Origin of the sequence: Anaerolinea thermophila UNI-1 (assembly GCF_000199675.1) — a bacterium.
GTDB lineage: Bacteria > Chloroflexota > Anaerolineae > Anaerolineales > Anaerolineaceae > Anaerolinea > Anaerolinea thermophila.
The window spans coordinates 3,155,452-3,167,636 of the sequence record NC_014960.1 but is presented as its reverse complement, the minus strand read 5'-3'; the positions used below and the strand labels follow the sequence as shown (position 1 = coordinate 3,167,636).

Sequence of the window (12,185 nt, the reverse complement as noted above, 5' to 3'; positions counted from 1 at the left end):
GCATGGGTGTATCACTCAACCGTAATGGAGAGGGTGCTCTGCCGTATCGTTCCACTGCCCGCACCCAGCAATTATGGACGGTGTTGATTTTCCTGCTCCCCACCTTTGTGTTATTTATTGTCTTTGTGGTTTATCCGGTGGCGCAGTCGTTTTATTACAGTATGTTCAACTGGAAGGGCTTTGGCCCCGCCGTGGACTTTGTCGGGCTGGACAACTTCAAGCGCATCCTCACCGATAAAGCCTTCATGAAAGCGGTGGGCAATACGCTGACCATTGTGGTGCTTTCCCTGTTCATTCAGTTGCCCCTTTCGCTGGGATTGGCGTTGATGGTCGGGCGAGACTTGCCGGGGAAGCGCTTTTTCCGAACCATTTTTTTCGTTCCTTACGTCTTTTCCGAGGTCATTACCGCTATTATGTGGATGGGGCTGTTCAACCCCGACCCGGACCGCGGGTTGATTAACGCCATCATTATCCTGATGGGTGGTAAACCTCAGCCGTGGCTGGGCAGTCCGCAGATGGTAATGGGCTGTATCTTTGTCGTTTTGACATGGAAGTACTTTGGATTCCACATGTTGCTTTACATGGCTGGATTGCAGAACATTCCGCGGGAAATTGAAGAAGCCGCGTTGATTGATGGCTGTACGACCGGTCAAATGATCACGCATATCACGTTGCCGTTGTTGTGGGGCACCATTCGCACGTCCATTTACCTTTCGGTGCTGGGCGCACTTCAACAGTTTGGCTTGATCTGGGTGATGACCAAAGGCGGTCCGGTCAATGCCAGTGAGGTGATGTCTACTTACATGTATCGCTACAGTTTTATTCGCTTCTGGCTGGGGTATGGTTCGGCGGTGGCGATTGTCATTCTGCTCATTTCGCTGGCGTTCTCCATTGCTTATCTGCGTCTGGTGCGTCAGCAAGATGTTCTTGGTGGGGTTTCGTAGGATGGAGGCAAGGATATGAGCGCATTTTCCGGTTCTCATGGAGTTTTCTGGCGCAAGACGCTCCCGCGTGCGGTGCAGTACTTCCTGCTCACGTTGATGTCCATTTATATCCTGGTGCCCATTGTCATCCTGATTTTCGGCAGTTTGAAGACGCGCGGGCAGATGTATTCCCATCCCTATACCCCGCCCATCCCGCCGTACTGGGATAACTACATCAAGATTCTGACCTCAGATATTTTCTGGACGATGCTGAAAAACAGCCTCATCGTCACCCTGGCAGTGACGGCGGCGGTGCTGGTGATTTGCAGTCTGGCGGCGTTCGTCTTTGCCCGCCTGGATTTCCGCGGCAAGGACCTGGCGTTCAACTTTTTCACCCTGGGGTTGATGTTCCCCATCACCATTGCCATTTTGCCGGTGTATCTGGTCATTCGCCAGATGTCTCTCACCAACTCTCTGCTGGGCATCATTCTGGTACAGACGGCTTTTCAGTTGTCGGGGAACATCCTGATTCTGCGCAACTTCTTTGCCTCAATTCCGTTTGAACTGCAGGACGCCGCCTACATTGACGGCTGTACGCCCTTCGATTTCTTCCGCCTGATTTTGCTCCCCTTGGCGCGACCGGCGCTTTCGGCGGTGGCTTCGCTGACTATGGTGGTTTCGTGGAATGACCTGCTGGTGCCGCTGGTATTGATTGACAAGGAAACCCTGTGGACACTTCCGCTGGGCACCATGCAGTTCCAGGGGCAGTACGGCACCGATCTGGCGCTGGTAGCGGCGTTTGTTGCGCTTTCGGCGGTGCCGGCGGTGATCTTCTATATTGTGGCTGAGCGCCACATTGTCTCCGGTTTGACGGCTGGTGCGCTGAAAGGTTAATTGGGGAGAGTTCCGGATGAGAAATTTCATGTTTAGAAATACCCTGTTTCGGATCAGTATGGTGCTGGTGTTGTTCCTCTCGGCGTGCAGTGTGCCTCAGACTCCCCCTGTGCCGCCCACCGAGACGCCTGAGCCGTCTGCTACTCCCATTCCTACCCAACCGCCGACGGCAACGTCCGTGCCGGTACCTTCGCCGCGCTCGTTCTTCACCGGCGAGTACCGCAACCTTTTTAAGGAATACCTGGGCAAGAGTGATGCAGAGGTACAGGAAAAACTGGAGGCAGCTTTTCAACACTTCTTCTATGGCGACGACACGACCCAACGGGTGTACTATCCGGTGGGTGAGGATATGGCCTACATCATGGACATCGGCAACAACGATGTGCGCACCGAGGGCATGTCCTACGGCATGATGATTGCCGTGCAGTTGGACAAGAAAGAAGAGTTTGACCGCTTGTGGAAGTGGACCAAAACGTACATGTACCAGTCGGAGGGTCCGTACCGCGGTTATTTTGCCTGGCACTGTACCCCGGAAGGTAAGCAACTGGCGGCAAACCCGGCATCAGATGGCGAAGAGTGGTTTGTCATGGCACTGCTGTTTGCCGCGGGGCGCTGGGGCAACGGCGAGGGAATTTTCAACTATCAGGCGCAGGCGCAGGAAATCCTCGATACCATGCTTCACAAGAACGAAGAGGATACCGGACTGGCAACCAACATGTTCGACCCGCAAACCTATCAGGTGGTGTTTGTGCCCAGCGGGCGCAGTGCCACCTTTACCGACCCTTCCTATCACCTGCCCGCCTATTACGAGTTGTGGGCGCGCTGGGCAGAGCGCGACCGCGATTTCTGGGAGAAAGCCGTTCAGGCAAGCCGCGAGTTCTTCCCCAAAGCCGCACACCCCGAGACCGGCTTGATGCCCGACTATTCCCATTTTGATGGCACGCCGGTGGACGACCCGGAACACAGCGATTTCCGCTTTGATGCCTGGCGTACCCTCTCCAATGTGGCGGTGGATTACGCCTGGTTTGGCGCTGATCCCTGGCAGGTGGAGCAGTCCACACGGGTGTTGAAGTTCCTCACCCGAGAAGGGGTGAATGCCTTTGCCAATCAGTACACGCTCGACGGCAAGCCCCTCTCCGGCGATCATTCGGCGGGGCTGGTAGCCATGGCGGCGGTGGCGGCGCTGGCAACCGACCGCGAGACCGGCGAACCGTTTGTGCAGGCATTATGGGATTTACGCTTCCCCAGCGGCAAGTGGCGGTACTACGATGGTATGCTGACCATGCTGGCGCTGTTGCATGTCAGCGGGCAGTTCCGCATCTATCCTCCCGGCAATCTTCATTAAGTGTTTCTCCTCCTGCTCCCGCTGGTTTCAGCGGGAGCACTTTTTAAATTTACATTTCTGAGCAGAACACGTTCAAGTATGAATGTCTTCTCCCGGTTCCAGAAAATGCTCGCAATCCTGCAAATATATTGATTTTATTGAATTATGAATACGAGTTATCTAAATATAAATTGTAAAAAATCCCTTCGATTTTCAACAAGGCGAGCATCCATAGGATCTTTCGGAAAGTGGATTTTGGGGGTTATTATGTCTCGCAAACATGTGATGCTGATTGTATTCTCAGGGGTCTTCCTGGGTCTGGCGCTTTTGCTTTCTTCCAGCCTCTCTCTGGCACAACTGGTTGAGCAGTCTTCCCCGTCTTCCGGCTGGGATGAGGGACGGCAGGTGACTTCAAATCTCACGCAGAGTCAATCTTCCCTTGCCGCAGTTCCTACCACTCCGGGCACAACCTATAAAACATTTTCAGGTGGGGCTTTTTCGCCCACAAATTCGTCCTTAACGTACAGCGCTCAGGGCGGAGCCGTCTATGCCACTGCGTTGCCGCCGGGCGGTTTTTCCTTCAGCCTGGAACTGGACCTGCCTCAGGGGGCAAAAATCACCGAAGTGGTCTTCTTCGTGGTTGACAACGATACCGCTTCCAACATGGATCTCGGTCTGCGTTCGTACAATCCAGAGACCAATTCATTTTCAGCCCTTGAAACCGCGTCTTCCAGCGGCGCCAGCACATCTCTCCAAACCATTGTGGTTCCGGTGGATCCGCCGGTTCAGGTGGACAATACCACCACTTCATACCGCTTGCGGGTTGCTCCGAGGGTGGCGTCTTCGGCGCATCTTCTGCGCGGGGCACGCATTGGCTATATCGTCTCGCAGGTGTACCTGCCGTCGGTATTGAAGTAGCCACAAGGGCATTTTTACAAACCATTCTATGGGAGGCGGGATTCCAGAAGGTATCCCGTCTTTTTTTGGAGGCTTGATCTGATAATGCAGAAGATGTTTAAATAAGATATTTTCATCGGATGGAATGCGGTGCGGTTGGTAAATTCTGATATACAATAAATTTACCGTGTGAGTTCTGCCTTCTGGGGGAAAAGTCAGAACCTCAGGCCTGGTAATCGGGTGAATAACACAGAGAATGAACGCAACACTCATCGCCACATTGGGGACTGAACCGCAGGGCGTGACCTGGATGCTGGACTGGTTGCTGGCGCGGGGCTTTGCCATTGATGAAGTGCTGGTATTGCATACCTCTGCTAGGGTGATTGAACCTGCTCTGGAAAAACTGCAAAGCGAGTTTTCCCAAACCTACCCGACCATCCAGTACCGCGCCGAAGCCGTGCAGGGGGAAGAGGGCGCAATTCTGGACATTGCCTCAGAGAAGGAGACCTGGGCATTTCTGCGAGCGGTGTACCGTGCCATTCGGCGGGTGAAGCGTGCCGGGCGTCCCGTGCATTTGAGCCTGACGGGGGGGAGAAAGACGATGGCGGTGTATGCCATGGTGGCGGCGCAGTTGCTCTTCGATGAGAATGACCGCGCCTGGCACATGATTTCCGAGATGCACTGGTCGGGTACCGAGCGGCGCATGCACGCCGCACCGCTGGACCGCTATCAGGTGGTGGCGGTGCCGGTGGTGCGCTGGAGCGATGCCGCTACCGTGCGGGTTCTGCTTGCCGAGGTGGACGATCCCTGGGAAGCCCTGCGCCGTCAGCAGGAGTTCACCCTGCAGGAGGTGATGCGGCGGCGGCGGGAGTTCTGGGAGCATCACCTGACGCCGGCTCTGCGCGAAGTGGCGGAACTGCTGGTGCGCGAAGGTCTGGACAATGCCGAAATCGCCCGGCGGTTGCACAAGAGCGAGCATACCGTCGCCAACCAGTTAACGCGCGTCTATCGCGCCTTTGATGCCTGGCGCGGCGTCCATACGGGGAAGACGGGCGCCAGCCGCGCGGCGTTCATCGCCGAGTTTGCCTCTTTGTTTTCCAAAGGGGATACATAGGAAGAAATTCCTATTGAAAATAGGAGATCCCTGTGATGACAGGGTGAGATAACCGATGTAGCCTTGAAACCGGGTTGTTCGGAAGAAAGGAGAGGATATGACCGACTGGAAACAACAGGTGAGGGTGCAATTGGAAACGGTGACCCCGCTCTTTCTGGGGGGCGCCGATCCGCGGGGCGAGCCGGAACTGCGCCCGCCGGCGTTTCGCGGCGCCATGCGCTACTGGTTCCGCGCCGCCCTCGGCGGGGTGATTGGGGACAGCAACCTGGATGGGCTGAGACAGTTGGAGCGCGAGGTGTTTGGGGATGCGGAGTACGGTTCACCCATTGCCATTCAGGTGCGGCAAAAGGCTCTTCCATCCGCTTCATACCCTATTCTGCCCCATAAAACACCTTCAGGAAGCCGCCGCGCTTTCAACCCCAAACAGCAATTTGAGGTGATCTTGGGGACCACGCGCCCGGTAGATCCTCTGGTGTGGGTTAATGCTTGCATGTCTTTCAATCTTGCCGTCTGGTTGGGAGGTTTGGGACTGCGCTCCAGGAGAGGGGCGGGAAGTTTAAGGGTGGTTGGGAGCACGGATTCTTCGCTTGTCCCTGTCTTTCCAGATGATCCGGAGAAACTTCAGAAGTTGGTGAGTGTGATAATTCGCTCAGCATTGGAGAGAGGAAAAACTCTGGCAGAAAAATATGGCGTTCCTGTGGTCTCTTCTTTGCCGTCTTCGCCTGCCAAATTTGCCTGTTTTGCCCAGGGGGCGGAAATCCACTTCGTTAAGGACTGGGCAAGGACACCTCAGGATGCTATGGCGGCGGTGATGCGCAAAATGCCCAAAGCAGATTACCTGGGGGGAATCTCCCCCCGCCAGGGTTCGCCTTTGTGGGTGAACATTCTTTATGCTTCTCAAGCCTATCATCTGTTGCTCACAGTCCTGCCCTCTCGCCTGGCATCTGGGAGGCAAGATTATCAAAAGGTTTCGCAATTGCTCCAGTCGTTGGGCGGGCAGAAGATTCAAATAAAGGGGTGGAACCTATGACGAAGGCCGTGTTAATTTTCACCTTTTCGCCGGTGCAGTCCTTCATTGCCGAGGCACGGCGCAGTGAGGACCTGTTCAACGGCAGTGCCATTCTCTCCCGGCTGGCTTGGGCGGCAGGGGAGGCAATTAAAAAATCAGCAGGAACGCTGATTTACCCTGCAAATCTGCAAAAGCATGATGCCCCTAACGTGCTGGTCGCTCGTGTATCCCAGGAGCAGGCGCAGGAAATTGCCCAAAAGGCACGGCAAGCCCTGCTGAAGGAATGGCAGGAGATTGCCGAAAAAGCCCGCGCCGAAGCCCGTCTGGAAGAGGATGACCTTTGGGAGCGCATCTGGAAGCGCCAGGTTGTAGATACCCCGCCCTGGCAAATTTTCTGGGCGGTGACGCCGGAAACTGATAACTATGCTCAGGCTTATGAGACCGCCCGCGACCTGCTGGAGCGCGCCAAGCGCAGTCGTCTCTTCGACCAGTGTGAGGAAGAGGGAGAAAAGGACAGTTTGAGCGGCGCTCGCACCGCTTTGCGTACACAAAAATATGGCTCTGCCCGCAAGTACTGGGAAGCCATGTCGAAGAAGCATCATATCTTGCCCTCGCAGGTGCGCTCTGAGGGGCGCGAACTGCTCGACAGCATTGCTCTGGTCAAACGCTTTTGGGAAGGGGAAGACCCGAAGCGTGAGTTTCCTTCCACCAGCACGCTGGCGGCGTGGGATTTTTATCTGGAAGCGCAGGAGAAAGCCCCGGATGAGTTGAGCCGCTACCGCCAGGCACTGGAATCTCTGCCGCTCTATAAAGCCCGCAAGCAGGATGCGGTTTTTCCCTACGACGGCGACCTGTTCTTCGAGGAGACCCTCACCCGCCAGCGCATGAAGGACAGTTACAACGTTGAGGTGGATGAGACCGCACTTCAGCAGTTGCGTGAACTGCTCAAAAAACTTATCAGGAAAACTCAAAAATCTCCCTCGCCCTACTACATGCTGATTCAGTTTGACGGCGACGGCGTAGGACTGAAGATTGACTACCTACTGCAAGGTAAAGAGAAGGCAGAGGCAAATCACCGCTGCTTCAGCGAGAACATTGCCGTTTTCTCCAAAAAAGTACAGGAAATTGTGAAGCCTGAGGAAGGTGGTTTCCTGATCTACAACGGCGGGGATGATGTGCTTTTCCTGGCTTCCCGTGAAAAAGGACTGGAACTTGCCCGCCGGCTGGCGGAGGAATATCAGAACACGGTGGGCAAGGATTTGGGTATTCTAGCAACCGCCTCGGCCGGGGTGGTGATAGCCCACCATTTGACCCCGCTTGCCCGCGCACTGAGCCTGATGCGCGAAGCCGAAAGGAGCGCCAAGCAAGCAGGCAAAAAGGATGCCCTGGGCAACAAGGGCATGGTATGCGTCACCCTTGCCAAACGCGGCGGCGAGGCGCTCTCTGCCCTCAGTCCGTGGGAGCATGTGGCACAGGTAGCGGAGTGGGTGCGGGCTTTCCAAAACGATGAAGTTGCTGCGGTCTTCCCTTACCTGTTGGCGCGCGAAACTGCCATGCTTCAGGGATTGCAACAAGAAAAAGTAAAGACAAGTATATTGCAGTATCTTTTCAATCGCCACACAGGGGAGAAAGTCTCAAAGGATCGCAAACATGAATTGTTGAAGACATTAACTGAATGGCACAAAGCCATTGAGGAGAAAACCGGAGTATCCGCAATGGGTGAAATTGCCCGCTGGCTGATCATTGCCCGGTTCCTCGCTTCTGGAGGTGCAGAATGAGTATCCTGTTCATGCAAGCCGAAGATGTCCTGCTCTTTCGCGATGGGCGTCCCTTTAACGCCAAGAGCGATCACGAGGCGCGCAGCCTCTTCCCGCCGCCGCCCTCGGTGATGCAGGGGGTGCTCCGCTCGCATTACCTTGCCCATAAAAATATTTCGTTGAACGATTCGCAAGCCATTCAGGCATTGGTCGGCGATTCAGCCAATCCCAAAGGACTGCGCCTGCGCGGTCCCTTCCTTGCCTGGCGGGAGAACGGCAGGGTGGTGCGCTACTTACCCACCCCCGCCGATGCCTATCCGGTGGACGAGAAAGCCGAGCGGGTTGTTCCCATGAAAGCGGCAAAGAACCCCGGCGGATGTGTGTGGGATGGCGCAACCCTCCCTTATCTCCTGCAGAGACCAAACAACATCATCACCAAAAGCGCGCCGGGCGAATATCTCAGCGAGAAAGCCTTGCTGGAGTATCTGGAACAGGGGAGGGAGGTTGCCCCCGTCAAAGCCACCGACCTGTATGTGACCGAGCGGCGCCTGGGCATTCAGACCGACCCGCAACGCCTTTCCACCGTTGAGGGGATGCTCTATGAGGTGGAGTTTATCCGCTTGCGTGAGGATGCTGGGCTGGTGGTGGAGATTCTTGAAGGCTATCCCGACTTCCCGCCTCAGGGGGTGATGCGTGCAGGCGGTGAGGGACGCGCCCTGCGCTACACCACCCTGAAGGAAGGGGAGTTTACCCCACTCTCGTGGGGATATACCGGCGAACTGCCGCGCTTCTTCAAGGTGTACTTTGCCACCCCGGCGTACTTCTCGCAGGGATGGAAACCGGCTTCCTGGCAGGCTTTCTTTACCGGCGAGGTGAGGCTGGAAGCCGTGGCGCTCTCGCGCTATCAGGTGCTGGGCGGGTACGACCTGCTGAAAAAAGAGCAGAAACCCGCGCGGCGGTTCGTGCCTGCCGGTAGTGTGTATTACTTCTCCCATGCGGGAGGGGTGCAGTTGTCTCAGCAAGTCATCACCGAGGACGGGGCGGCTCTGGGCTTCGGGCAGGTGATGATTGCTTCGTGGAAACCGGAATCAGCATAAGACCATTTGATTTTTGGGAGGAAAAAACCATGTTTAAAGCCAGACGTTTGCTCTTCTTCTATGTCGAAACACCCCTGCACGTGGGTGCCGGGCGCGCCAGCGCCAATGTGGATTTGCCCATCCAGCGCGAACGGGTGACGCAGTACCCCATGGTGCAGGCTTCCAGCCTGAAAGGCGCTCTGCGGGCGGAGTTTTGTCAGAAGCATGGTATTAAGGATAATTCCCCGGAGGTGGAAGCCGTGTTTGGTAAAGCCGGCGGTACCGGAGATAACTGGGCAGGCGCAGTGTCTGCCGGAGATGCGCGCATTCTGCTTTTCCCGGTGCGCTCGCTGGCGGGTGTGTTTGCCTGGGTGACCAGCCTGCACGCGCTGGAGTCCTTCCGCCGCGCCGCTGACCTGGTGGGACAGCCCATCTCTTGGACGTTGCCCCAGGGAATGCCCGATACGAACACTGCCTGGGTGGGCAGTAAACCGCAGGTGTCGGCACAGGGGAAAGTGGTACTGGAAGAATTCAGTTTCAATGCCCAACCGAAAGCCGAAGTGGATGCCATTGCGAAGTGGCTGGCAGAGCATGCCTTGCCCCAGGGAGCGGCTTTCCAGTACTGGCGCGATACTTTGCCCGCGCGTCTGTGCATCCTGCATGAAGACGCCTTCCGCGATTTCTGCCTTTACGGCACGGAGGTGCAGACGCACATCCGCATTGACCCCGACAAGAAAACCGTTGCCGAAGGGGCGCTGTGGACGGCAGAGAGCCTGCCTGCCGACAGTTTGCTCTACGCCCCATTGATGGCGATGGATGTGCGCAACGGCAAGGACAGCAAAAACGCCGATGCCGTCCTTAAGGAATTTGATTTCCTGCAGGACGGACACATCCAGTTGGGTGGCGATGAGACCACCGGTCAGGGTTGGGTGGCAGTGAAAGTGTACGGAGGGTAATGCCATGGCTGAGACAATCTCCAAACAACGGTTGCTGGAGCAGGAACGCGCCAGCCATGCTTATGATGCAGTCGTAAAAGCAAAGGGAAAGAAAGACAAGGAGTTAAAGAGCCTTGCGCGCAGTGCCCCTGCCAGCATTCAAAGCAATGGCTTGGGGCAAACCCTGGCATTCTGGAAAGCCAAAAATGAAGAGCATCATCTGGCGCTGTACCATGCTCTTTCCGGTTGGTTGAAAAAGCAGTTGCACATTGACGAAAACCGTGACCTGCTGGAATGGATTGCCACCACGGCAGATAGTTTGCAGTACCGCCAGGCGACGGCGGAAGCTCTGGCGTACCTCAACTGGTACAAACGCTTTGCTGAGGCCGAATTGAAGGAGTGAGTCATGAGCCCGAATGCTCCCCAAAAACATGGCGGACCCCCCAACCGCTCCGGCGGACAGCAGGGCAAAGGGGGAACCCCGGCTTCTTCGCAGGAATTGGAATATCCGTTGCCCAAAGATGCGGTAGCGGTCTTCAAGAGCATCTCAATCAGTAACCCCGGGCTGATTTTCGAGCGCTTTATCCCTTACATGGGGGCTGATAAAGAGAATCGGCGCAAGCAAGTCTTGGAACGCGCCAAAACCGCCCCCGACTCAGCCGCGCTCAAGGCTGTGTATGCACGCTGGCAGGCGCTGACGGGAGCCTGCAAAGCCAGAACCTTCACGCTCAAGACCGATTGGCGTTTCATCCCCGGGCTGGGACGCAAAACCGCACTGGAGATTGGCTTTGGCTTCCACCGCTACGGTTTCCCTTACCTGCCAGCCAGCAGTGTCAAGGGCATTGCCCGCACCTGGGCGCTGTTTGAACTGGCGGCGCTCTTAGCCCTGGGCGAAGGAAAATTAAACGACCTGGACCAGACGCTTTCCAAAGAAGACGAAGAGTTTGACAAAGCCTTTGAGCGGTTTAAGCCCTCGCCCGAGGCAAGGGAACTGGCAAAGACTATCCGCCTGGTGTTTGGCACGCTGGACCAGGCGGGCGGTGCGGTGTTCTTTGACGCCATACCCACCTCAGCGTTCCCGCTGGATATCGATATCATGAACCCGCATTACGCTCCCTATTACCAGGACAAAGAACCCCCCGGCGACTGGCACAACCCCAAGCCCATCACCTTCCTGGCGGTGCCCAAGGATAAAGAATTTGCCTTTGCTGTAGCATGGCGGCGCGGTGCCCCCCGGGCAGACCTGCTGGAACAAGCCTGTACCTGGCTGAAGAACGGCTTGCGCGACCTGGGCGCCGGCGCCAAGACCAGCGCAGGCTATGGATATTTCAGATGAGGTGGCCATGATTCTGCTCTGCCTTGCGGGTGAACAACCCATCCCCAACCTGTTACCGGCGCGTTTCCTCCAACCAGCGCAGACTCTCATTGCCCATACCTCGCTGGATGCCTCGCGGAAGAGCGCCCAGCGGCTGGCAGGGCTGATCGGCAATACCCGCCTCTTCTCCGTAGGCGATGGTTACCAGATTGCCCGCATTCTGGACGCATACCGCCGCGAGATGGGCGAGCCTGGGGACGAAGTGGTGGTCAATGTCACCGGCGGCACCAAACCAATGGCGCTGGCAGCTTTTGAACTGGCGCGCCAGCGCCATTATCCGGTGGTCTATTACCAGACCGAAGGGCCGCGCGGACGCGATCAAAAGAGCATGTTGTACCGCTATTGCTTTAACGAACAGGGTCAACTGTGTCTGGAAGAGGGCTACCCTCGTGAACTGCCCGGGCTGATCACTCTGGACGATTATCTCAAAGCCCACCTGGATGGATATCATCACAACACCAGGGAAACTGCCGGAAAGGCGCTGGAAGATGCCGTTGCGCAAGCCCTGAAACCGCACGTGGACGAGATCAAACAAAGTGTGGTGCCCGATGGGGTGAAAGATCAGGCGGAAATAGACCTGCTGGTACGCTGCGGCAATCAGGTGGGCATCTTTGAAATCAAAACCGGCGGCGAAGGAAGCGGCAAGAAAGCGGTGGACCAGTTAACCACCATCGCCGCCCGCGAGTACCTGGGTACTTATGCCGCGCGTTTCATGGTGACCCAAGCCTCTATGGAGGTTCGTTACAAATCCCTGGCATCTGCCCTGCGGGTGGAAGTGATTGAACTCAAAGAGTACCGCTCCGGCAGACCGCTCAGCCAGACCGACTCTCAAAATCTGCTTACCAGGGTTTCCAACATTCTGCCTACCCATTAGGAGTACC

12 protein-coding genes are annotated in these 12,185 nt (G+C 56.3%); all 12 read left to right on the top strand.

All coding sequences use genetic code 11. The features are described from left to right. Nucleotides 1–2 precede the first annotated feature (2 nt). On the top strand, nt 3–944 hold the full coding sequence (locus ANT_RS14255) for a carbohydrate ABC transporter permease (RefSeq protein ID WP_013561230.1): 942 nt from the start codon (nt 3–5) through the stop codon (nt 942–944). Nucleotides 945–959: 15 nt separating this feature from the next. Then, nucleotides 960–1,817, top strand: coding sequence for a carbohydrate ABC transporter permease (locus tag ANT_RS14250; protein ID WP_013561229.1), 858 nt, complete (start codon nt 960–962; stop codon nt 1,815–1,817). 28 nt (nt 1,818–1,845) lie between these two features. Next, on the top strand, nt 1,846–3,162 hold the full coding sequence (locus ANT_RS14245; RefSeq protein ID WP_197534068.1) for a family 8 glycosyl hydrolase: 1,317 nt from the start codon (nt 1,846–1,848) through the stop codon (nt 3,160–3,162). A 246-nt stretch (nt 3,163–3,408) separates the two neighbouring features. After that, nucleotides 3,409–4,059 carry a hypothetical protein gene (locus ANT_RS14240; RefSeq protein ID WP_041455069.1) on the top strand — a complete coding sequence of 217 codons (651 nt, stop codon included), beginning with the start codon at nt 3,409–3,411 and terminating at the stop codon, nt 4,057–4,059. Nucleotides 4,060–4,294: 235 nt separating this feature from the next. Next, entirely contained in the window at nt 4,295–5,152 is an 858-nt protein-coding gene (locus ANT_RS14235; protein WP_013561226.1) for a CRISPR-associated ring nuclease, read from the top strand. Between the two features lie 97 nt (nt 5,153–5,249). Next, entirely contained in the window at nt 5,250–6,182 is a 933-nt protein-coding gene (gene cmr1 / locus ANT_RS14230) for a type III-B CRISPR module RAMP protein Cmr1 (protein ID WP_013561225.1), read from the top strand. Further along, the gene (gene cas10, locus ANT_RS14225; RefSeq protein WP_013561224.1) at nt 6,179–7,939 is read left to right on the top strand and encodes a type III-B CRISPR-associated protein Cas10/Cmr2; all 1,761 of its coding nucleotides are present in this window, start codon (nt 6,179–6,181) and stop codon (nt 7,937–7,939) included. The genes cmr1 and cas10 overlap by 4 nt, the downstream gene beginning before the upstream one ends. Continuing rightward, complete coding sequence (cmr3, locus tag ANT_RS14220) at nt 7,936–9,015, top strand: type III-B CRISPR module-associated protein Cmr3 (protein ID WP_013561223.1); 1,080 nt, start codon at nt 7,936–7,938, stop codon at nt 9,013–9,015. The genes cas10 and cmr3 overlap by 4 nt, the downstream gene beginning before the upstream one ends. 29 nt (nt 9,016–9,044) lie before the next feature. Next, nucleotides 9,045–9,950, top strand: coding sequence for a type III-B CRISPR module RAMP protein Cmr4 (cmr4, locus tag ANT_RS14215; protein WP_013561222.1), 906 nt, complete (start codon nt 9,045–9,047; stop codon nt 9,948–9,950). 4 nt (nt 9,951–9,954) lie between these two features. Continuing rightward, complete coding sequence (gene cmr5, locus ANT_RS14210) at nt 9,955–10,332, top strand: type III-B CRISPR module-associated protein Cmr5 (protein WP_013561221.1); 378 nt, start codon at nt 9,955–9,957, stop codon at nt 10,330–10,332. A gap of 3 nt (nt 10,333–10,335) precedes the next feature. Further along, a complete protein-coding gene (gene cmr6, locus ANT_RS14205; RefSeq protein ID WP_013561220.1) occupies nt 10,336–11,265 on the top strand; it encodes a type III-B CRISPR module RAMP protein Cmr6 in 930 nt (309 codons plus the stop codon). Nucleotides 11,266–11,272: 7 nt separating this feature from the next. Continuing rightward, nucleotides 11,273–12,178, top strand: a complete 906-nt coding sequence (locus tag ANT_RS14200) for a PDDEXK family nuclease (RefSeq protein ID WP_172634633.1) — start codon at nt 11,273–11,275, stop codon at nt 12,176–12,178. Nucleotides 12,179–12,185: the final 7 nt, after the last annotated feature.